Origin of the sequence: Gemmiger qucibialis (assembly GCF_027689445.1) — a bacterium.
GTDB classification, from domain to species: domain Bacteria; phylum Bacillota; class Clostridia; order Oscillospirales; family Ruminococcaceae; genus Gemmiger; species Gemmiger qucibialis.
Genome location: NZ_JAQFEN010000004.1, coordinates 81,263 through 103,375, shown reverse-complemented (window position 1 = coordinate 103,375; position 22,113 = coordinate 81,263). Strand labels below are relative to the sequence as shown.

Genomic DNA, 22,113 nt, shown 5'->3' with positions numbered 1-22,113 from the left:
GGTTTTACCATGGCATTTACCAAGTGCTGGCTGGCATACCCGGAGATTAGGGGCTGCCATTGCGACGCGATTTCTCTGCATACCGAGCTGACGGGCGAAACCATCGACCGCGCCAAGGCAGAACTGGCCGAGGGCTTCAAGGGCCTGTACGGCGCAGCGCTGACCGAGGGCGACGACATCACCCTGGCGCTGGACACGACCCTGGACCCTGAGGGCTACCGCTTAAAAGCCGCCGACGGCCATTGCACCATCGAGGGCGGCAGCGAAGTAGGCGTTTTGTACGGCGTTTTTGCACTGCTGCGCAATCTGCAGACTGCAGGCAAGGCGTGGGCGCAGTTCACCGCCGATGAGGAGAAGGCACCATCCAACCGCCTGCGCATGCTGAACCACTGGGACAACATGGACGGCAGCATTGAGCGCGGCTACTCCGGCGATTCCTTCTTTTTCAAAGATTCCAAAATTCTAATCGATGTACCGCGTTTGACGGCTTACGCCCGTATGCTCGCGTCCGTGGGCATCAACGGCATCACAATCAATAACGTCAACGTCAAGGACGCCGCCAGCTGGCTCATCACCGACCGCTACTTCGGCGCTCTGCAGGAGTATCTGAAAATCTTCACCCCCTACGGCGTCAAGCTGTATCTGAGCATTAACTTTGCCGCCCCGATGGAGCTGGGCGGCATGGACTCCGCCGACCCCTGCGACCCCGCTGTGGCCAAGTGGTGGGCGGATAAGGCCCAGGAGGTCTGGGCAAACCTGCCCGGCCTGGGTGGTTTCCTGGTAAAGGCCGACTCCGAGGGCCGCCCCGGCCCCTTCACCTACGGTCGCAACCAGGCCGACGGCGCAAACATGCTGGCCGATGCCGTGGCCCCCTGCGGCGGTCACATTGTCTGGCGTTGTTTCGTCTACAACTGCCAGCAGGATTGGCGCAATACCAAGATTGACCGCGCTCGCGCAGGCTACGACTATTTTATGCCGCTGGACGGCACCTTCCGCGACAACGTCACGCTGCAAATCAAGAACGGCCCCATGGACTTCCAGGTGCGCGAACCGGTCTCCCCGCTGATTGGCGGCCTGCAGCACACCCACATTGCCGTGGAGTTCCAAATTGCGCAGGAGTACACGGGCCAGCAGCGCCACGTCTGCTACTTGATGCCCTGGTTCCGCCAGATTTTGGACTTCGACATGCACACCCGCCCGAACGGCGACGCCCATGTGCGTGCGCTGATCCAGGGCGCGGGCAACGGAATGGTGGCCGTGACCAACACCGGCAACGATGAAAACTGGACCGGCCACGACCTGGCCGCTGCGAACCTCTACGGATTCGGCCGCTTGAGCTATGACACCACGCTGGACCCCGCCGTGATTGCTGGCGAGTGGCTGCGGCTGACCTTCGGCAATAATGAGCCTGTGGAAAAGACGCTGCACCGCATTTTGATGCAGTCCTGGCCCACCTATGAAAAATACAACGCCCCCCTGGGCGTGGGCTGGATGGTCAACCCCAACTACCACTACGGCCCCAACGTTGACGGTTATGAGTACAGCCGCTGGGGCTGCTACCACCGCGCCTCTTTCGACGGCATTGGCATTGACCGCTCGCCCACGGGCAGCGATTACTGCCACCAGTACGCCCCCGAACTGGCCGAAATGTACGCCAATGTGGAGACCTGCCCCGAAGAGCTGCTGCTCTTCTTCCACCACATGCCGTACAACTATGTGCTCAAGAGCGGCAAAACGATCCTGCAGCACATCTACGACACCCACTTCGAAGGTGCCGAGGACGCCGCGCGGTTCTACGATGAGGTTGTGACGCTGAAGCCTTACCTGGATCCTGCCGTGTATGCCCGCCTGGAGGCACGCTTTGCCCACCAGAAGGAGCACGCCTGTGAGTGGCGCGATGTCATCAACACCTACTTCTACCGCAAAACGGGCATCGGCGATGCCCACGGCCGCAAAATTTACGAATAATTAAAAAGTGCGCCGCAGCGTGGAACTTTCACGCGGCGGCGCTTTTTTATCCGTGGGAGGCCATCTGGCGGTACTCGGTAGGGGTATAGCCTATCTGCGCCTTGAACAGGCGGTTGAAGGTTGCGATCGAGTTGAAGCCCGACCGCATAGCAATCTCGGTGATGGGGATCGTATCATCCACCAGCAGTGCTTTGGCATAGATGATGCGGCGCGCCACCAGGTAATTGTGGCAGGTCATGCCCGTGTTTTCCTTGAACAGGCGCGAAAAATGGTAGACACTAAACCCCGCGCGGGAGGCCAGATCCTCGACCGAGAGACGCTCGGTACAGTGGTTGTTGATGTAGGCGCACAGCTCTGCAAAGCGGCGCATGTGGTCCTGCTGCTTGGGGTAATCCAGCACCTGCTCGCTGTTCTGGCGGTGCTCATACCGCCCGAAGATCGAGAAAAAGTGCAGCATCAAGGCCATGATCTCGCTCTCACGGCAGACGTTCGTGCTGAAATACTCACCCTCTATCTGCGCCAGCACCGCAAACAGCTGGTCGGCCAGTTCGGGGTCCTCCTGCCGGGTGACAAGGCGGAAGGGGTAGAACGTGTTGAACAACTCGGCCATGTCCTGTATCTGATGAAAGTACGATACGCTGTAGTTCATGATGTATCGCTCCCCCGTTTTGGGTGCGCGAATGCTGTGCAGCTCGCCCGATGCGATAATCAGCACATCATGGGGCTGCAGCGTCACGGTCTTGCCCGCAATCGTAACCGTGTAGGTACCCTCGATGGGGGAGATGATCTCGCCAGGGGCATGCCAGTGCAGTGGGAAATCGGCGTCCTCCATGTTGTGGTAAAAGCGGATCGCCGTTGAAAAGCGGAAATCGACAGTTTCAGTCGTGCCGTCCAGATTCTCTATTTTGCCGGGGCTCACACTGCCGTATTTTTTGAGCAGTTCTACTTCCATAGTTTGTTTTCCTCGTGGCCTGCTGCCGTAAAAAGGTCGTTTCTTTTATTGTATCGCGGTTTTCCGCCCTAGTCAACAGGTACGGGGATGGAGTTTCCCTGCTAGAGTTTTATAATAAACGCAAAGCTCCAAAAACAGAGCTTTAGCACAAAAAGTACAAATATTGTCTATCTTGAAAACGGAGTCAAGACCCCCAGTTTGCCAATCTTGGTTGATCTCGCCAATGCTCTACATATTTCTGTCGATGCGTTACTGGTTGACAGCCTCGATTATTCTCTTTCTTCCTCTGATTCCGATTTACATCGCCTCTTATTAGACTGCAACGAAACTGAGCAGGAAATCATTATCCGCACGGCGAAGGAGTTAAAGGCCACTCTTGTCAGCCTTGGAATTTAACATCCATCCGTATTAAAATCACAAAATAAAAAGGCCCGCATAAGCCGCAGACGCACCCTCAAATCATCTTGGGTGCTGTCTGTGGTTTATGCGAGCTTCTCTTTATAACTCTTTTTCTGTATTATAACTCATTTTAAGTTATAATACAGAATTCAAGTTATGATTTGCTGTGAATCACTTTTTCTTTACCATGCAACGTTTCTTAAAGAACGAAATACCGTAGCAAAGAATCTGATCATAGTCGTCCTCATACTCCTTTGCGTACATCCGATCATCAATTTGCTGCAAGGCTATATCGCATTCACTTTCCAGATTTTCCAATACCTTCGTGTACTTTGCTTCAAAGATTGCAACGCGGGCATTGATGGAATCGTAAACGACCACATCACTTCGGCCTTCTCCATGCTCCTTATTGGAATCCACCATATATCCGGCACCCGTGAAGATGCCCGCAAGGAAAGCATGATAGAAGTCTTCCCGGTAGTCATGGTAGCTTATGGTGCGCCGGAGCAGAGCATTCATTTCCTTGGTAATGCCTTCGCTGTCACCGTTCCAAACTGCATCAAACAGCGCATTTCGATTCCACTTCTTCGTACTGTCATCGAACCATTTGATGACTGTTGTTTCAAAAATCTCTTTGATTTCTGCATTCGGAATCATAAGGGCAACCATGCCATCCGGCAACTCACCCTTATAATCATCTTCACGCGCCTTGGTTAAGTACCCTGTCAGGTACAGCGTACTCCAAAGATTGTCTTCTGAGGAATGCAGATAATCATAGGTCAGGTTTTCATCCACACGCTGAACGATGCAGCCACCAGCCATCAGCGTTTCAAGTTTATTTGTGATGGTACTGCCTGCATAGTCAATAAAGGAACGGATAATGGCATTGTCACTGGTATTCTTCCAGTAGCTGATGGGCTTAGTTTTCGGGTTGCGCTGCAGTTCCAGCAAATAATTCATTACATCCCACGGGCAGTAAACATCAAAGTCACCAAAGTGGTATCCATCATACCATTTCTTGATATTTTCAGCCTGCTTTGTCAGGTCAGCATCCTTTAGCAGCTGGTCAACCTCGCTCTGTACAAATCCGAAATACTCGTTCAGACGAGAATTTGTGATAGTATCCGATACAAAATTGTTGGTTCCTGTAAAGATGCTCTCTTTCGCAATCTTCAAGCAACCTGTAACAACTGCAAAACGAAGGGCTTGATTGTCTTTCAGTGCTTGCATCAGGCCTTTCATGACATCGAGCATTTCATCATAATAACCGTTGTTGTTTGCTTTTGCTACGGGTACATCATACTCGTCTATAAGAAGAATTACAGGCTTTTCATAATAACTTTGCATCATCGTTGTCAAAAGCATAAGGCTGCTCTTAACTTCTTTTATGGAGCCACTGCCATGTGCAAGATGCTCAAACGCTGTTTTTTGGAACTCTGTAGCATTTTCACTATCAAGCAAATAAAGATGTTTGTTGTACAAATCTGCTATCACCATTGTAAGCATATCGTATGCCCCGGTGAAATTCAGTCCATCTACTTGTCGAAATGAAACAAAAATTGTCGGATACTGGTTCATCCACTCAACGCACAATGCTTGGTTTTCTGTAATTTCCAGTCCCTCAAACAGTTTTCTGCTGTCTTTGCGGATGTCAAAGAAGTTTTCCAGCATACTCATGCCCAATGTCTTACCGAAGCGTCGGGGACGAGTGATAAGCGTTACTTTCGTTCCTGTTCTACTGAGCAGTTCTCCAATCAGTCCCGATTTATCAATATAGTAATACCCATTTTTTCGAATTTCTTCAAAGTCCGAAACTCCAACGGGAATATTCATTTCTTTCATCTCTGCTGCTCCTTTCGCGTAGCCATGCACAGACTTTTCCTTACTCTTATGATACCATGCATCTCGTGTTCTTACAAGAAAAACTCTGCTTACAGCAGTGATTTCGACTACAACTCATTCTGCATAGCCTGCCAGCACATCTTCAAATGTAAAACGAATTTTCACACGCCCAGCAACGGGAAGATGCAGTTAGCGTTAGTCCATACAAGCCACCTACTATTTGTGCCGTCGTTGTAAATAATGCACTCATTTGCGTTTGATCCACATAAAACATCACAATCCGACACTTCGCAATAACAACACTTGCTATTGTCATGAGAATAGCGATTCCTAAAGTCGAGTAAAAAACCACCGCATTAATATCAAATACAGTCTCAGTTATAATTTTCTTTAGTTTATCTTTTATTGTAGTAGACATACCGATTTTGTAATTCTTGATTTTATTCTTCACACTCTTGGCCATAATATGGGAGCATTCCCACATCTTATTAATATTAATCCTCTGATTTTATTTGCAGCTTATTTTTATATAGATCTATAAAACAACTTTTATAGTACTCAGGTAAATGTATCCACATTTTCAACCAATTCATTAAAACAAATCCTGACAAACTCCCAAAAGCCACACAATAAATAAGGGTCACAATAAAGTCATCAAATATAAGACTCCATATAATTCCTAATATCACTTCAACAACGATATACAAAACTACTGCTATTGCTCCTTTTAGAATATTAACATTGAAATAACCCTTTGTAAATCTATTTTGAGGAGATTGAATTTTATCCATAATGTAGGATTCCCATATAAATATTTCCTTTTCTAAGAAATGATTCATCATTTTTTCGAGAGCAATTATCTTTCCACTATAAAGAATGAGGTAATATGAGTTTCCCATTATTACTAAAAACACATATATGTAAGCAAATGCCAAAAACAATACCATTCCACCAATTATAATCTTTTGGTTTAATACGACAGCTAAATTAGCAAGTTGCAGCTGGTCATTGTTGGTTTCGGCAATTTTATAAATTGCACCAACCACTACAGAAAACACTGCAAAATAGACTCCGTATATAGTATCTTGCTTATTAAACTCCTGTGTATAGTATTCACACTCGCGCTTTGCTAAGTCGTACTCACTTTTCAGCATCTTTTGTATCGCTTCATTTTTCTCCAAAGTTCGCTCGTCCATAGCTAATTCTCCTTTTTCAAGCAAAAGCACATTTTATATATTTATACTGACATCACACAAATTCGAATCGCATAATTATATTCTTCACTTTACAATCCAGCCACAGTACCTTTTACTGTGTTGCCTGTTGCTCACCACGGAGAGGCGTGCAAAGTTTCGAGCAACAATGGGAGCTCGCGCTTCCACAATTCATGTGATACATCCTACAATACTCTTGGTGTAAATCACTCGAAGAATAAATTAGATTGGTTCAATAATAACTGAAATTGGGATACACGACCCACACGGGTGCTATATGAGCTTCTGCTCTCCCCCACTTATCGGTGGCCTTGGAAAATAAAAGCCATCTGCATACCGATTGAGTTCCGTTACGATTTGTGCATGACAAAAGAACTCATACTCCGGCAATTCTATGACCCGATCAATCAAATGATTGCCGCCATCATCTTGAACAGAGTGCGTTTTGGAAATGAAGTCAGTATCCAGCAGTGCGTATCTTTTCACTTCGATCTGACACCCCCTCAATCCAAGCCGTACTCTTTTTTCAGTTGAGTAAGATAGGCCACATCTTCTTTTTCTCTGGATTCCGTCAGATACTCATGCTGTCTGTTATACTCAACTTTCTCAAGGAGTGTGCCAAAAGATTCTGTTCCTTTGCCATCGAGCTGCCAGCGTTTTGCTTTACCTGTCAGCGATACTCTTTCCATTACGTCCGCAGAGCCCACCTCCAGCAGCTTTTCAGCCTGCTGATGAGATATGTTTCCGCTTTCAAACAAACGCAGTACAACTGCCTTATAGGGCATTGCAAACATATCCATAAGCATCAGGACAGAATCTACTGTAACCAAATCTTTATCAAGCCCATACAGCAGAATCTGCTCATGGAGCAGTTGATCCGGCATCAGAAGAAGCCCTGCAAAGGCATTTGCTTCCAAATCCTCCTGCGTTCTTCCTGTTTCATCCCCTGTTGCCGAATCCAGCATAGAACCATTTTTTATATAGCTCTGGTCTGCATTTTCCACATAGCAGTAGATATGATACAGTTCATGCGCCGCCGCAAAAAATTGCTTACAAAGCGGAAGTGCTGTATTTACGCACACAAAAATCGTATCCTGCTTCAAAAAGGTCAAAGCCCATAATTCATCATCATGGATCGGGTAACGAAGCATTTCCAGCGCGATTTCTTTTTTTCTGGCATAGTTCTGTATGACAGCAAAGATATTGTCCTTGATAACGGAATTGCCAACATACTCTGCCGAGAACTGTCTAACGATGGATTGGATTTCATCAAATTTCTTGGTTTGGCTTACAAAGAGGCTATCTTCCAGAACATTGTTCATCACTTATCCTCCCAGGGCTGCTCCATCTTTTTCCCATTCTCGCACACCCTAGTATGGAACAGAATCATATCGGACAGTTCATCCGCAAGCCGGATTCCCTTTCTTGCTTCCTCAGTTTTAACACGCCCCATAAACGCATGGATTACATTTGTGTCCATCGGCTTTTCCGGCATCTTCATCAGAGAATCCATCGACACATGAAGGTATTCAGAAATTTTATGAAGTTCAATCGCGTTGATTGCTCTTGCACCATTCATGATTTTGCTCATTGTCTGCTTGGAGACTCCAATTCCTTCTGCCAGATCAACTTGCTTTTTGTTTTCTTTTTTCAGTTCAGCCTGAATGTTGTTTGCAATTATCATATTGACATCCAGCATATAATCGCCTCCTATTCTTGTACTTACATTATACGCTCTTTCAGAAAGAATATCAATCATTTGGAAACTAATTTTGAGTTTCATAATATTTTGTTTCCATTTCGGTTACAAAAGCAAGAGCGGTGGCTCTTTTTATGGAACCACCACTCTGCACTGTATCGGATTTTTAATTCTTCCGGCTTCTCTCCTGCTGCTGTTGCTGTTGGGGCTGACTTTTCTGTTTTCGCTCTTCCAGTTTGATGTGCAGGCGGTCAAGGACTGAAATCCGATTTCCGATGATACGCGGTTTCTTCGGATTATTGTTGACACAGCCATCAATCATGTTGTAATTCTGCTCTGTGCCGGATTCTTTGGCACGTTCTGCGGTGCCATTCTCCAAAAACTTCTGATGATGCAGCAGTTCCGGCTTTTGTTCTCGAAGAAACTTTTCGATTTTCTTCATAACCGAACTGTCAAATCCGTAAACCGTCTGCGCCACCAAAACTCCGCTGTCGTGGAGAACAATGTCCGGTTTTTGCTTTTTTGTCTGTTCACAGACAAGCTGTACAAATCTTTGCTCCTGCACATTCTTTTCGTCAATGACTTTCCATGTATCTGTTTGGCCTTCTATCTGATAGCCACCCTCATTCAAAATCAGGTAGCTGCCCTCAGCTTTTGGTGCCAGAAAGCCGTTGAACTTTACCAGTGCTTCTTTGTCCACATAGTAAAATGCGGTCTTTCCTGCCGCTGTGATTGCAATAACGTCACTGACACCAAATTTTCTGATTTTGAATCATTAAATACAGATTCTTACTAATGCTATCATTTTGTTCACAAAAAATTGCTTGCTGTTTCATATAATTTTCCAAATTGCTCATTTGAATCGCTCCTTTCATTCTGTTACGAACTTACATACTATACTCAGATATTCTTGTTTCCAGAGCATTCAGCATTGTCTGTTCATTTTCTTGTTCTTATTCATTAGCAATACAATACAATGGAAAACTCAATTTAACCTCAACAAGGTTTGTTTTTTCATCCATGCAAAATCTTCTTTGTACAACAGACTGTTAGATATAGCAAAAACGGCCTTTCAAAAACAGTTAACTTCTAAATCAACTGTTTTTTGAAAGGTCGTTTCATCAGATTCTTATAGCAATCCAGCAAATAATCTCATAAATAATTGTCCCAGTCGCAAATATGCACTTCGTCCGGTTTGATATTGGTCTGTCACATCACGACATTCTCCCATCGTTCTTATCAGATCATTTTTTATTTCCACAACTGCCTGACAATCTGCCATAAAACAGCCGTTTTCAAAATGGTGATATAAACTTCGATAATCCAAATTAATTGTTCCACAAGTTGCCATACAGTCATCTGCCACACTCATTTTTGCATGACAGAAACCAGGAGTCCACTCATAAACACGAACACCATGTTTAACTAATCCATGATAAAAAGAACGAGTTACATTATAAATGAATTTTTTATCAGGGATACCAGGTGTGATAATTCTTACGTCTACCCCTCGCTTAGCAGCCAGACATAACGCATGCGTCATTTCATCTGTTATGATTAGATATGGAGTCATAAACCAACAATATTTTTCAGCTTTATTTATCATACTGATATAAACTTCTTCTCCGACCTGCTCATTATCCATAGGACTGTCTGCATAAGGCTGAACAAAACCTGTTTGCTGTGCTTTATAATCGTAATGAATAATGTATTTACTAAAATCAGAATCATTAGCACCCTTATCACTTACTGCATTCCACATTTCCAAAAATGTCACCGTAAGCGACTGAACAGCATCTCCTTCTAAACGAATACCTGTATCTTTCCACTGTCCATACGGGTGTGTGTAATTAAAATATTCGTTTGCTAGATTATATCCACCTGTAAATCCGACTTTTCCATCAATAACTGTTATTTTTCTATGATCACGATTGTTCAAAAACAGATTTAAACCTGGCATAAACGGATTGAATACACGGCAATGAATTCCTATTGTCTCCATCTTTTTCACAAAATCTGTGTTAATAAAGCCTATAGAACCCATATCATCGTAGAATACTCTAACTTCCACACCTGCTTTTACTCGCTCTTCCAGAACATCTTGAATCTTATGCCATGCTTCAGCGTCTTCTATCGCATGATATTCCATAAAGATAAACTTCTGTGCTTTCTCCAAATCCTTAAGCTGTGCCTCTAATCCTTTCACTGCTTCATCAAAATACACAATATCCGTATTCTGATAGATTGGATACTGCGAATTTCTTTGTATGTAACTTGCTATATTTCCTGCTTTCGGAATTGTTTCTTTTATTCTGCTCAAACACTCCTGACTGTCCGGAAGCATTGGTAACAATTTGCTATCAATTTCTGCATATCGCTCACGCATTTTATGTGTGCCACCATTTAAACCAATCAATAAATATAGGCCTACACCCATAATTGGGAAAACTAAAATTAATATAACCCAAGGCATTTTCATGGAAGATGTCTTATCTGATGCATACAATCCCAAAACTAAAATTCCACTTAAAATCCTTGTAAATAGATTTATGATTTCTGCATATTCATTCAAGCGTGTTACGATAGTAATAATAAAAATCACTTCCAGAAGAATGCAGATTATGGAAAAACACAGCCGTTTTACCCCATTTTTTGTTTTTGCTTTGCCCTCTAAAGTATCTTGTTTCATATATATTCCGCCTTCCTACTTGCTCAGTTTTCTCCCTAAATTTCGTGGAACATACCAATTTTGTCTTTTATTCTCTGCATTTCATTATCTGCTTCAATGATAGCTCTTGCAGAATGAAGTAATTCTTCACTTATCTCTTCATATCCAGGCATTTCTTCAATGCCTTTTTTATAACGAAGCTGATGTTCCAACGTTGCCCAAAAATCCATCCCATTAGTTCGTATTTGAAGTTCTACACGCATAGGTGTTTTACCCTTAGCAAAAAATACAGGAATCTCAACAATCATGTGATAGCTTCGATAGCCATTTGGTTTGGGATTTTTTATATAATCCTTTACTTCAATAACTTTGATATCATCTTGTTGTGTGATCAAATCAGATATCATATAAATATCGTCAATAAACGCACAAACTATTCGAACGCCTGCTACATCATTGAGATATGTCTGTATATTTTCTGTTGTAAATTCATATCCCATCTTCTGCAGTTTATTGTAAATACTATTGGGCTTCTTAATTCTTGTTTTTATAAAAGAAATAGGATTTCGATTGTTCTCAACTGAAAATTCATCATCCAAAACCTCAAGCTTAGTTTGTATCTCCCGAATAGCACAACGATACATCATCATTAAATTATAAAATTTTGTAGCATTATTTAAAAACTGTAGTGATTCCGGACTGTTCATCCTGAGTTTTTTTACTTCATCTTTTGTCATGGAACTTTCCTTTCTACCTCATCCCTGATTTCAAAACATTGCCATACTTCAGCAGACGGTAAGCAGCCGTTATCGCGGTAAAGGTCTTGCCCGCACCTGTTGCCATCTGTACCAGTGCCTTGGGGCGGTTATCCGCGAAGGACTGATCCAAGTTGTTGATGGCGTTAATCTGGCACTTACGGAAGCCGTTGGTGTCCAGCGGCGGGAAGTGCTTCATATTGTTCCGAATGGTATCGGGCTGCCTTAGCAAATCCCGCAGCGTTTCCGGGCGGTGGAACGAGAATACTGTTCTGGAACGATACTTGATGTCCTTATAATCGGTAAAACGAATGATTTTGTCCGTTGCTTCATAGGCAAACCGAATGGCATACTCGTTCTTTATCCATTTGAAGGTGCTGTTGGCATAGCGGCCCGACTGCACTTCCACGTCCGTGATATGCTCTCCGGCTTCTTCGCGCTTGGCTTCGACTACGCCCACGGGCTTACCATCAACAAAAAGGGCATAATCGACCTCACCCGTACTGGTGGGGAACTCACGAACAGCCACACCAAGAGAAGCGGAGAGATTCAGCCGTTTCATGTCTTAAATCACCCAGCCGGATTGATTCAGCTTTTCATCAATCGCAAGACGCGCCTTTTCTTCCGGGGTCATGTTCTTCGTCATCCCTTTCGTCTATATACTCCATAATGTCACCGTAATCGACATTAAGTGTGCTGCATATTTTTCCAAGGACTGTAAGCGTGACTTCTTCATCTCTGCGGAGTTTAGTCATTGTGTTCGGTGCAACGCCGGAGGCTTTCCGCAAATCGGCTTTGCTCATTTTTCTATCGACTAATAGTTTCCATAAACGGTTATACGAAACAGCCATGACGCCCTCCTGCGTATACTTTATTATGATTATACCATTCATTGCCGCACCTCGCAAGAGTGTGCGAAAGTTTAGCAAAGCAATCGGCAAAATAATCTTCAATTTCAGTTTCTTCCATTACTATCCCGACTTTATAACTTCTTGAATGCTATCTGAAAAAGAAAAACCGCTGTGCAGCCGACAGCGGTTCATCGTCATATTCTGTTTTCAGAACAGCCAAGCAAATAATGCTGCTGCAGTGACAATCAAGGCACTTCCTGCCAGCGATAGCAGCATCGGTGCTGCAAACGGGCATAACAGCAGCGCCACAAGCGCCGAAGCTGCCGCCTGTGCATAGCTGCCATCTAACAGTGCAAGGAAAGCCGCAAAGCCGCCCAGCCCGGCAAGAATCATACCAATACTGCCGCAGATACCATACAGAAGATTAAGTACAAATCCCGCCGCATACAGCAGCGCAATCACTGGCAACGCAAGTAGGCGTACAATCCACAGTACAACGATGTTCTACCAGTTCTTTGACCTTTTTCAATGTAAGCATTTTGTCCACCTTTCTGCCGTTCGGCTCCGGGTGAACTGAAAAAAGCAGCAGAAATCGTCTCAGATTCACCCGTTTTTTTAAACGGGAATCTAAGATTCCTCTTGCTGCTTTCTACTTTTGGGAAGTCCCTATACTAATAGGAATCCGCAGGGGCATTTTGGAATACAGTTTTAAAAATATTTTTTGAAAAACAAAAAAGGCCGGAACAGGATGAACTACTTGCAGGCGCACTTCTGCGCTGCTTTCGCTCATTCTGTTCCGGCCAATATCACATATTGCTACGGTATCGCTCTAAACAAACAGATATTATATTGTAGACCCAAAAGAACATCTGATGGAGCTGGTCGGCTAACTAAGTGCCGCCTAAACTTCCACCTTTGCACTCTCAGTGTCCGATGAAGGATTCTGCTTCAGGCGTCTTTTCGCTGATCCTCCTCTGTGATAAACTCGATACTCTTCACGGGCAGGCCGTGAATGCGCTCCACCAGAGATTCAGCAGAAATGTAATCTTCACAGCCTCCACGCTTGATCTGAAGCATATTTTTCCCATCAACGACACTGCGATTTCCAATCCGCAATCCCTTCGGAGTGCGGATCTCATGTTCTCCATTACTCATCTTTTTCACGGCCTCCTTTTTATGGTTTGAATTTCACCTTTTCGTTCATTCCGTTTCAACTTAATGGACTCTTCTGAACTTTTCTTGAATTTCACCTTTTTTGCTTGCATATTTACGCAATTTCCAGTATAATAGCCATAAAAGTTGAAAGAATATAGCATATATTATATGCAAGTAGTGTCGCGGTGTCAAGAGGAAAATGTGAAATATTATTGCACATTCTGAATTGAATATTTACAAATTCCGTTGCACATTGTTACAGTACGATAACTGCTCCATAGAAAGGTTGCAAACATGAAATTTGGAGAGAAAGTTCGTGATTTACGAAAGAAAAATTCCTTAACACAGGACGAATTGGCAAAGTGTCTGGGTGTCAGCAAACGAACAATCATCGGATGGGAACGTGATGGTCGCTACCCTCGCAATGTTGAAATACTTGAAAAAATGGCCGATATATTCCATGTGCCTCTGACCCACATACAACCGGATCAGTCTTTATTTATTGAACGCGCTGCAGCAACCTACGGAAAAAAGGGTAAAATAGAAGCCCAGCATCTCGCATTCGAGCTTACTGAGCTTTTTGCCAGCGGAGAGTTGACCGCGCAGGATATGGACGGCATCATGTATGAAATGCACAAAGCCTATTTTAAGTACCGCGAGCAAGAACGAGAAAAGAACCGAATATTGAGCCTGTAAAATTCCGTTCCATTCACTATGCCATCCTCGAAAGGAGAGCACATTATGGATGCATCTCTTTCAGCTGTGCTGTCTTATCTTGTTTGCCTGCTGCATTTGCTTTCTGCACATCAGAAGAGAAACGGGTAAACCCAGTGAAAAACATCATCAAATTCTGGTTAAGTTGCTTCTTTCTCTCCGGTGAAATAATAACCGGCAGAACTTCATATCCATCCGCATTAAAGTTAATACGATTGAATCCACCGAAAGATGCAGCGATTTGATCCTGCCAACCACCAGCTTCCTGACAGAGATTACGCTCCAGATAAATAGCTTCATCAGCTAATTTCTTCTTGTCAGCATACTTACCCTTTAAAGCATAGAATCCATTCTTCTTGCGTGTTACACTGATAGCAAGTTTTTCCTCTGATATCGCTATCCATTTCTTCCCAGAATCCAAACAAGCTTTCCTCAGTTCCAACAAATATTTTTCCAAATGAAAGAGCTTCTACTGTTTTAGACTTCATCCTTTAACTGATCCTTAATTGTAGAATAATTAGTTGCAAGTATTGGTTTTGCCAGTATTTTTGCTTCATCCAAAACGACTGATTTTCCTTCCCATCTAGAAGGCTGTACTAACAAATCGCAACTCCTGATATACGGATATATCAGTCTTACTGATACACTTTCATAATTTTCTCGTAATACTCATCAATGGTATCGAAGCTAATGTCCTTACAGTTCTTGCTATACTGCTCGCACAGCTTCTTATCACCCCAGAGCTTTTCAATCTTTTCTTTCAAATCTTTCCCGTTACCACTCTCGAACAGCTCGCCGGTCTTGCCGACCTGAATCAGTTCCGGGATGCCGCCGATGTTTGCACCCAGCACCGGCGTGCCGTACATCTGGGATTCCATTACGGAGAACGGGCAGTTCTCATACCACTCAGACGGGTAAATGGAGAACCGTGCCTCACGGATCAGCTTCTCCAGTGCTTCGCCTTTCTGGAAGCCAACGTTCTTGATGTTCTTAATACCATTTACTTGATCGGATAGGTCAGCTTGCTCAGTTTGCTGCCGCCGTGGAAGTCCATACCAGATGTATAAGCATTGACCCGGTTGCCCACGCAGCGGCCTTCATGCTCCATACCGAAGTACTGAACCTCATGTCCGTGCTGCTCTAGCGCCTCACCCAGCTTAAATATGTAGGTTTCTGATCCACCGTTTCCGTAGGTCTCCAAGAAATACTTCTGCACGTCTTTGCTTAGAACAATGATCTCGTCCGCATCTTCCGAACACTGGTAGATAATCCTTTGCGGCATCCCAACAGGCTTTCCATCCGGTGTTTTCCCACCCTTAGAAAGTTCCGCAATCAGATTCATCATCATGGTTGACTTTCCATCGCCGGGATCGCCTTGTAGCAATGTTAGCTTTCCCACTGCAATGAATGGATACCACAACCAGTGAACAGAAGTTGCCTGCACATCACTATATAATGTAAGAATTTTTTCTACCTTGTCCACCATTGTCTTTCCTTTCTATTTGCAGCCTTTTACTACCTCTATTATAAAGCATTCGTTGCGTTTTGACTGCTACCCATCAGGTAGCATGAGTTGTCTTTTGCTACCCAGTAGGTAGCAAAACAGCCTAAGACCACAGAGCAGATAGCAGTGTGTCCCTTTGCGGTCTTAGAACCTTTGATATAGAGTTGCTCTGCCTACCATCATGCGAGATAATTGTACTGCCTTATGCGGGGAATCATAAGGAGAAAAGCACATGGCTACTGATTATAAAGCCTTGGGCAAGCGCATTTCAAATGCCCGAAAACAAGCTGGTATCACGCAAGAGGCCCTGGGGGAGCAGCTTAACATGACACGAAAACATATTAGCGTAATTGAATCCGCCATCAAACGCCCAAGTCTTGATGCATTGGTTGATATTGCCAATGCTCTTGACGTATCGACGGATGATTTGCTAGTAGATAGTTTGATGCACTCGACTTCAACCTCAAATTCTGAAATTCACCGTCTGCTCTTGGACTGTAATGAAATCGAGCAGGAAATTCTCACCCGGATGGTAAAAGAGATGAAATCAATCCTGTACGGTTTGGGAATCTGATTTTGTAACCCGTTGACCATATAACAAAAAGCCCGCATAAGCCACAGCTGCACTTCGGATCACACCGGGGTGCTGTCTGTGGCTTATGCGGGCAAAACCATTCCTGCGGAATGAAATACCCGCCTGGTCGAGAAGATGATTATATCAATCCTCTCACCCAGGCGGGTATTCTTTTTCTTATACCACTTCTTCCATCCAATTATGCGCCATACTTTTCCAACGCTCTCCGAATCACATCCTCACAGTTGAACTCTATTTTCATCGTTTGATCGTCATACAGATAAACCATGCTCACAAAAGCATCCACACATTCTTTTGTCAGCCCGCCGATGTATGTTTTCTCACTGGCCTGTTTTGTCAGAGCGCGGATTTCTTCATCCAGTTCATCGGCACACTCCTGTTCTTCCTTTTCTGTCCGTATGCTATCCTGCAATGCAGCCAGTTTTTCCGAAAGAGCCTTTTTCTTTTCTATGTACGCATCTCGCAGCAGCACACCGTCCGCATACGATTCATATAGTTTGATTTGCTCTACCCGAATGGCTTCCGCTTGCTTTTCCAAGTCCTCAATGTCCATGCAGCGCACCGTGATAGACTGCTTTTCCTGCATTCCCTGATTTACCACATCCAGCGCATAGAATACTGTTTTTATCGCACGAGCCACTTTTGCATTCACCGAATATTCTCTGTAATAGCCGCCGTAGCATTTAGAGAACTTTCCGGCTGACCGTTTATAGCCGCAATAGAAAACCATTTCCCCATATTGCCTTTCGTGGCGAAGCTGCCGATTACAGTTTCCGCAGCAGATTTTTCCTTTTAACGCAAATTCATCACCCACCTTATACTGAATTGGAGTCACGTTACGGATTGCTTTCTGTGCCTGATAGTATTCATCTTTTGTCACGATGGCCTCATGAGCGTTTTCTGCGATGATCCACTTATCCTCCGGGAGCGTCCGAACAGAGGTAGTATTCACATCAATTTTCTTTCTTCTCCCCATAACCAACGCACCAGTGTATTCATACCGTCTAAGGATTCTCCACACGATTGCCGCGTTCCATAACATTTCACTGTCCGGGGCAATAATAGGATTGCTGCCCATCAGCAGATTCTTTCGTTTCGCATACAATCCCGGCGTAGGAAGATTTAATTCGTTCATGCCGTAGGCGATCTGCGTTGTATTGCGGCCGGACAATGCTAATTCAAATACTTTTTTCACGCAGACTGCAGCCTCCGAGTCAATCTCCCACCGCCGCCCACCTTTCTTGTTCCACACATATCCAAAAGGAACATTCGTGCAGGTGGCTTTCCCGTTCTTCCAGTTCGTTTCCAGAGCAGCCCGAATCTTTTTTGCAATATCCCAGCTATACATATTATTCACCAGATTGCTGACCGCCACTTCGATTCCCGGCGTTCCGTTGTTCAGTTTCATGCTGTCAAAGGAATTATTCACGGCAATAAACCGAACTCCCATCAACGGAAAAATCTGCTCAATGTAATCGCCAACACCGATATAGTCACGACCAAGGCGGGATAAATCCTTTACCATGATGACTTTTATATCGCCCTGCTTCAAATCCACGATCATTTTCTGAAAAGCCGGACGATTAAAATTTGTTCCAGTATAGCCATCATCTACATATTCTACAATCTCGCCAAATAAATCTTCCTGCTTCCCAATGTAATCGTGGAGCAGCATCCGTTGGTTCTCAATGCTGTTACTTTCATCCTTGCTGCCCTTTTTCAAATCTCCGTCTGCCAATGATAAGCGGAGATAGATTGCAATTTTATCATTCATTCTGAACCTCCGACATGATTGCAAGCACTTCCTGATAGGGGTCGCTGCACTTAAATTCGACCTCCACAGAATTGTCCATTCCCACATAAATTCTCTTGATAAGTTCATGCACCAGTTCTTCATCAAATTCATTTTGATTCAGAATCCCGCGCATCCGCTCCATCTGCGCATCGCAAATTCTAATTCTCTTTTCCAGTTCCAATGCACGCTGACGCTGCTTTTGCAGTTCATGTTCCAACCGCTGCTTTTCTGCTATGTAGTGTTCCTTTAGCTGACTATATTCATCTTCGTCCAGAATTTCAGCTTTATAGTCCTCATATAAACGCAACCGCCGTTCTTCGGCTTCATGAATCCGAAACAGGATAGATTTCTCTTTCATCTTGATGGAACGAGCTGAATCCAGATTGCTGCCGCGCATCATGTCTTTTACCAGCTTTTCTTCTTCACACATGGTAGACACCAGATGATGAATCTGATCCATCGCCACCATCATCAGCATTTTCTCCGGCACCGCATGATAGGCACAGGGAGTCGTGTTCTTCTTTCTTTTGCAAATGAACACTCCATAGTGCGTTTCTTTCACCGTACCATGCACTCGCCGTTCAAACGTCATGTTGCGTCTGCAGCAGCCACAGTAAACCATTCCCGATAGATGGTTATAACACTTCTCTCTGGTTGCTTTGGAACGAGCCATCGCCCTTTCCCGTTTTTCCTTATTCTGCTCCCGCCGTGCCTGCACTTTTTCAAAATCCGATTTCAGAATGATTGCTTCATGAGCGTTTTCAACAATATGCCATTCTCTCTTTTCCACTGGATGGAGGCCAATCCCTTTGTATGATGCAGTTTGCGTTTTCCCAGATACCAGTTCTCCAATATAGGCACTGCTGTTTAAAATACGAAGAACCGTACTGGGGTGCCATTTATTATAGGTAGGGTCATCTCCCTCATGTAATTTGCGATTCAGCCGTTCGTTCGGCCTTGCTACTTCTAAAAATTCCAACCTGCGGGCAATTTCGTTTGTACTCACTCCTGCAAGATACCATTGATAGATCAGTTTGACCCACTTCGCATCCTCAGTCGCTTCAAGCTTATTTCCCTGTTGGTTCAACTGATAGCCATACGGTGTACACCACGATGTAGGGATTCCCTTCTCGCGGCGCATCTGGTAACTAAGGCTGATTTTCTTTGAAATGTCCTTCGCGTACAAGCTGTTTACCATGTTCTTGATGGGAACCGCAAGACTATCCACATCCGACTGCCGGATGTTGTCAAAATCATCGTTGATGGCGATAAAACGAACATGGAGCATCGGGAAAATAGTTTCCAGATAGCTTCCCGTTTCGATATAGTCACGACCAAATCGAGATAAGTCCTTCACTACGATGCACTGAATTTTGCCTGTCCGTACATCCTGCATCATACGCTCAAATTCTGGTCGGTCAAAACGTGTTCCCGTAAAACCGTTGTCTGCATAGGTATCGGTCAGCGTCAGTTCCGGGTTTTCACTGATATAATTATGAATTTGCAAAATCTGTGTGTGCAGGGAATCTTCTGTTTCATGCCCGCCGTTCTCAACCGACAGCCGCGCATACGCTGCCGTGCGCAGAAGTTCTTTTTCGTTTTGCTGTACGGCCTCCTGCACAGCAGCCTGCGGCATCATATTCTTTCTACTCTTTCTTGCCATTACAATCTTCCTCTCCGTTGTTCAGCCATTCTTCCGGGAAGAATCTCTTCCACTCACTTTCTTGTAGGATCACTTCTACCTGTTCAAAATCTACGATCCATACATGGTCAAGCCATTCTTTAAGATGCGTGCGCTCCAACGTTTCAGGAATTGAAATCGCTCGGAACTTCATCAACCAGGGATTCCCATGGCTAAATGCTTTTTCTATGTCATTAACAGCCAGCATTACTTTTTTAAAAGCCGCTTCCTGCTTCTGGACCGCCACCTGATACTGATGTTCATACTCCTCTACCTGTTCTAGTGAAATTGATCCCTGCTCGTATTCCCGATAAACTGCTGTTCGTTCATCGTCCTTGGCCATCAAGTACGTAACAATCTCATTTGCTCTTTTTCTGTACTGCAACAGTCCAGCATCCATGCACTGCTTGACTTTCTCAGGATTCAAGTCCAGCACCCTATCAATATGCGCAGTGATAGTATTGATACTTCTTTCCGTTTTTCGTCACCGTGCGGCGAATCATATTCTGCCCGCAGTCTGCACAGCGCAGAAAACCTGATAATGGATAAACTGTTGTCTGCGATGGTGCGGTACGAGTGTCCAGTTCCAACAACTGTTGTACTTGCTGGAACTCGCCTTTGCTGATAATGGCATCATGCGCATCTTCCACCCGAATCCAGTTTTCGCTTCCAACATCATGGCTCTTTTTTACTTTGTAATTGATTTTCCTGCGTTTACCCTGAATCAATGTTCCCGTATAGGATTCATTTTTCAAAATACGATTGACGGAAACCACTGTCCACTTCTGATTCAGCCCAGCCTGAAAACCGCAGGTATAGTTGAATCCATTGGCTCTCTTATACTCGTTCGGCGGCAGGACACCCAGTTCGTTCAAGTGACTGGCAATGCGCTGTGAACTCATTCCGTTCAATTTCTGTTTGAATATTTCCTGCACAATGCCCGCAGCGTATTCATCTATAATCAGATGATTCTTGTCTTTCGGGTCTTTGCGATACCCATATCCTGCAAAGCTGCCAATGAACTGACCTTCTTTCCGTTTCACATCCAAGTGACTTCTGACACGCATCGAAATGTCACGGCAATAGGTATCGTTGATAAGATTGTTGAACGGAATCAGGATACGTCCCTTATCATCGTTTTCTTCCGCACTGTCATAATGATCGTTGATGGCAATGAACCGGACTCCCATAAATGGAAAGATTCTTTCCAGATAACGTCCTGTTTCAATGTAGTTTCTGCCGAATCGTGATAAGTCCTTGGCGATAATACAGTTGATTTTCCGATTCTCAATGTCCTGCATCATCCGTTTGAAATCCGGGCGTTCAAAATTCGTACCACTGTATCCATCGTCTACATACTCATCGACCTTATGCAGTTCCGGGTGCTTTCCCATGTAATCGTTCAGCAACGCTCTCTGATTTTTTATGCTGTTGCTCTCCTGCTGATCGCCGTCCGAACGTGACAATCGAAGATACACAGCACAGCGATATTGTCCATTTTCCTGAAAAAACATAAAAAGCCGATAACCCCCTTAATCTATTTGTCGTTCTGACAATAAACCAAGAAAATTATCGGCTTTAGTTAGCATATTCTGTTTTGACCCAAAGCCATTATCTCATATTTCGCGGTCCATGTCAACGCTTTAATGTGCTAAAGTGCAAATTTTCTTTTGCTTTCTTCTTTTTTTATTTCCGATGTGTCCTTGCGCATTTTTTCAGCGTGTCCTCTAATCGGTTCTCTCCGGCAAAACTGATCTTTACGACCATTCCCCGGTCAAGATAGCAGTAGGGGTTCTTGATCTGTGAAACAAAATCAACCATCCGTTCTCGCTGCGACAGGTCTTTCTTGATTTCCACATCGTTGATGTCCACCAGTTCTTCACGGTTCACATCCCGAAGTTCCATCGCTGCCAATTTCTTCAAATCCTCAAGTGTATGCGTCATTTTCTGGTACATCAAATACCTCCCTTCACCTATAGCATTCTAAAAGGGGTGTTTGGCAACCAAATTTTGAAATTTCACAAAAATATTTTTTAAGTGGTTGCCAAAAGGTGGTTTCAGAATGTTATAGGTATAAGGACAATTCTCGATTTTCCAGGTCGTGGGGCTTTTTCTCTCTTAGCGCAAGATTCGCCCATAGCCGCTCAAAACTCACTTTCGTGGTTTTTCCCGGCTGGCAATCTTGATGGGGATTCCGTTCCCCATTCCCACGGTACGCACAAAATCTTGGATTTTGGCTATCTGGCTCCACATGAATGTGTTCGCAGCCGAACGCCTACGGCTTATCGGGAGTTGTTCTGCAACTATAAAATGCAGGAGGA

Annotated in this window: 25 protein-coding genes; 3 read left to right on the top strand and 22 right to left on the bottom strand. The window is 44.4% G+C overall.

Annotation, left to right across the window (positions count from 1 at the left end; all coding sequences use genetic code 11):
- Positions 1 to 9 precede the first annotated feature (9 nt).
- A complete protein-coding gene (locus PG062_RS08425; protein WP_270751936.1) occupies positions 10 to 1,968 on the top strand; it encodes a glycoside hydrolase family 20 zincin-like fold domain-containing protein in 1,959 nt (652 codons plus the stop codon).
- Positions 1,969 to 2,014: 46 nt separating this feature from the next.
- Here PG062_RS08425 and PG062_RS08420 read toward each other — a convergent pair whose 3' ends face one another.
- The 13 genes from PG062_RS08420 to PG062_RS08360 form a co-directional block, all read right to left on the bottom strand.
- Positions 2,015 to 2,920: an AraC family transcriptional regulator gene (locus tag PG062_RS08420; protein WP_270751935.1), complete on the bottom strand. Its 906-nt coding sequence runs from the start codon at positions 2,918 to 2,920 to the stop codon at positions 2,015 to 2,017.
- A gap of 570 nt (positions 2,921 to 3,490) precedes the next feature.
- The gene (locus PG062_RS08415; protein ID WP_270751934.1) at positions 3,491 to 5,161 is read right to left on the bottom strand and encodes an AAA family ATPase; all 1,671 of its coding nucleotides are present in this window, start codon (positions 5,159 to 5,161) and stop codon (positions 3,491 to 3,493) included.
- Positions 5,162 to 5,303: 142 nt separating this feature from the next.
- Complete coding sequence (locus PG062_RS08410) at positions 5,304 to 5,624, bottom strand: hypothetical protein (RefSeq protein ID WP_270751933.1); 321 nt, start codon at positions 5,622 to 5,624, stop codon at positions 5,304 to 5,306.
- Between the two features lie 31 nt (positions 5,625 to 5,655).
- The gene (locus PG062_RS08405) at positions 5,656 to 6,357 is read right to left on the bottom strand and encodes a hypothetical protein (RefSeq protein WP_270751932.1); all 702 of its coding nucleotides are present in this window, start codon (positions 6,355 to 6,357) and stop codon (positions 5,656 to 5,658) included.
- 521 nt (positions 6,358 to 6,878) lie between these two features.
- On the bottom strand, positions 6,879 to 7,697 hold the full coding sequence (locus PG062_RS08400; protein WP_270751931.1) for an ImmA/IrrE family metallo-endopeptidase: 819 nt from the start codon (positions 7,695 to 7,697) through the stop codon (positions 6,879 to 6,881).
- Positions 7,697 to 8,074, bottom strand: a complete 378-nt coding sequence (locus PG062_RS08395) for a helix-turn-helix domain-containing protein (RefSeq protein ID WP_270751930.1) — start codon at positions 8,072 to 8,074, stop codon at positions 7,697 to 7,699. Before PG062_RS08395 ends, PG062_RS08400 begins: the two co-directional genes overlap by 1 nt.
- 166 nt (positions 8,075 to 8,240) lie before the next feature.
- Positions 8,241 to 8,774 carry a DUF4316 domain-containing protein gene (locus tag PG062_RS08390; protein WP_270751929.1) on the bottom strand — a complete coding sequence of 178 codons (534 nt, stop codon included), beginning with the start codon at positions 8,772 to 8,774 and terminating at the stop codon, positions 8,241 to 8,243.
- 429 nt (positions 8,775 to 9,203) lie between these two features.
- Entirely contained in the window at positions 9,204 to 10,763 is a 1,560-nt protein-coding gene (gene cls, locus PG062_RS08385; RefSeq protein WP_270751928.1) for a cardiolipin synthase, read from the bottom strand.
- A 35-nt stretch (positions 10,764 to 10,798) separates the two neighbouring features.
- Positions 10,799 to 11,479 (bottom strand): GTP pyrophosphokinase, encoded by a 681-nt coding sequence (locus tag PG062_RS08380; protein ID WP_270751927.1) that lies wholly within the window; start codon positions 11,477 to 11,479, stop codon positions 10,799 to 10,801.
- A 13-nt stretch (positions 11,480 to 11,492) separates the two neighbouring features.
- Positions 11,493 to 12,059: a DEAD/DEAH box helicase family protein gene (locus PG062_RS08375; RefSeq protein ID WP_270751926.1), complete on the bottom strand. Its 567-nt coding sequence runs from the start codon at positions 12,057 to 12,059 to the stop codon at positions 11,493 to 11,495.
- A gap of 37 nt (positions 12,060 to 12,096) precedes the next feature.
- Entirely contained in the window at positions 12,097 to 12,348 is a 252-nt protein-coding gene (locus tag PG062_RS08370; protein WP_113998664.1) for a helix-turn-helix domain-containing protein, read from the bottom strand.
- Positions 12,349 to 12,555: 207 nt separating this feature from the next.
- Positions 12,556 to 12,810 carry a hypothetical protein gene (locus PG062_RS08365; protein ID WP_270751925.1) on the bottom strand — a complete coding sequence of 85 codons (255 nt, stop codon included), beginning with the start codon at positions 12,808 to 12,810 and terminating at the stop codon, positions 12,556 to 12,558.
- 486 nt (positions 12,811 to 13,296) lie between these two features.
- Positions 13,297 to 13,503: a hypothetical protein gene (locus tag PG062_RS08360; RefSeq protein ID WP_113998574.1), complete on the bottom strand. Its 207-nt coding sequence runs from the start codon at positions 13,501 to 13,503 to the stop codon at positions 13,297 to 13,299.
- A gap of 294 nt (positions 13,504 to 13,797) precedes the next feature.
- Between PG062_RS08360 and PG062_RS08355 the strand changes: the two genes are divergently transcribed.
- Positions 13,798 to 14,199, top strand: a complete 402-nt coding sequence (locus tag PG062_RS08355) for a helix-turn-helix transcriptional regulator (protein WP_270751924.1) — start codon at positions 13,798 to 13,800, stop codon at positions 14,197 to 14,199.
- Positions 14,200 to 14,242: 43 nt separating this feature from the next.
- On the opposite strand, the gene PG062_RS15905 is transcribed toward PG062_RS08355, so the two are convergent.
- Genes PG062_RS15905 through PG062_RS15820 form a run of 4 tightly spaced genes read right to left on the bottom strand, consistent with a single transcriptional unit; the run spans position 14,243 to position 15,703 of the window.
- On the bottom strand, positions 14,243 to 14,674 hold the full coding sequence (locus tag PG062_RS15905) for a hypothetical protein (protein WP_408611405.1): 432 nt from the start codon (positions 14,672 to 14,674) through the stop codon (positions 14,243 to 14,245).
- A gap of 20 nt (positions 14,675 to 14,694) precedes the next feature.
- Positions 14,695 to 14,835, bottom strand: coding sequence for a glycosyltransferase (locus PG062_RS15900; RefSeq protein WP_408611407.1), 141 nt, complete (start codon positions 14,833 to 14,835; stop codon positions 14,695 to 14,697).
- Between the two features lie 17 nt (positions 14,836 to 14,852).
- Positions 14,853 to 15,203 carry a glycosyltransferase gene (locus PG062_RS15825; RefSeq protein ID WP_333559403.1) on the bottom strand — a complete coding sequence of 117 codons (351 nt, stop codon included), beginning with the start codon at positions 15,201 to 15,203 and terminating at the stop codon, positions 14,853 to 14,855.
- Positions 15,204 to 15,217: 14 nt separating this feature from the next.
- A complete protein-coding gene (locus tag PG062_RS15820; protein ID WP_333559398.1) occupies positions 15,218 to 15,703 on the bottom strand; it encodes an AAA family ATPase in 486 nt (161 codons plus the stop codon).
- A 250-nt stretch (positions 15,704 to 15,953) separates the two neighbouring features.
- Between PG062_RS15820 and relB the strand changes: the two genes are divergently transcribed.
- Positions 15,954 to 16,295 carry a type II toxin-antitoxin system RelB family anti-toxin gene (relB, locus tag PG062_RS08330; RefSeq protein WP_119250904.1) on the top strand — a complete coding sequence of 114 codons (342 nt, stop codon included), beginning with the start codon at positions 15,954 to 15,956 and terminating at the stop codon, positions 16,293 to 16,295.
- A gap of 199 nt (positions 16,296 to 16,494) precedes the next feature.
- Here the strand turns inward: relB and PG062_RS08325 are convergent, their stop codons facing one another.
- The 5 genes from PG062_RS08325 to PG062_RS08305 all read right to left on the bottom strand — a co-directional run bounded on the left by PG062_RS08325 (position 16,495) and on the right by PG062_RS08305 (position 21,736).
- The gene (locus PG062_RS08325; RefSeq protein ID WP_270751923.1) at positions 16,495 to 18,090 is read right to left on the bottom strand and encodes a recombinase family protein; all 1,596 of its coding nucleotides are present in this window, start codon (positions 18,088 to 18,090) and stop codon (positions 16,495 to 16,497) included.
- A complete protein-coding gene (locus PG062_RS08320; RefSeq protein WP_270751922.1) occupies positions 18,083 to 19,774 on the bottom strand; it encodes a recombinase family protein in 1,692 nt (563 codons plus the stop codon). The genes PG062_RS08325 and PG062_RS08320 overlap by 8 nt, the downstream gene beginning before the upstream one ends.
- Complete coding sequence (locus tag PG062_RS08315) at positions 19,758 to 20,219, bottom strand: hypothetical protein (protein WP_270751921.1); 462 nt, start codon at positions 20,217 to 20,219, stop codon at positions 19,758 to 19,760. The genes PG062_RS08320 and PG062_RS08315 overlap by 17 nt, the downstream gene beginning before the upstream one ends.
- A gap of 13 nt (positions 20,220 to 20,232) precedes the next feature.
- Positions 20,233 to 21,306, bottom strand: coding sequence for a recombinase family protein (locus PG062_RS08310; RefSeq protein ID WP_270751920.1), 1,074 nt, complete (start codon positions 21,304 to 21,306; stop codon positions 20,233 to 20,235).
- Positions 21,307 to 21,478: 172 nt separating this feature from the next.
- Positions 21,479 to 21,736 (bottom strand): DUF6870 family protein, encoded by a 258-nt coding sequence (locus PG062_RS08305; RefSeq protein ID WP_147323004.1) that lies wholly within the window; start codon positions 21,734 to 21,736, stop codon positions 21,479 to 21,481.
- Positions 21,737 to 22,113: the final 377 nt, after the last annotated feature.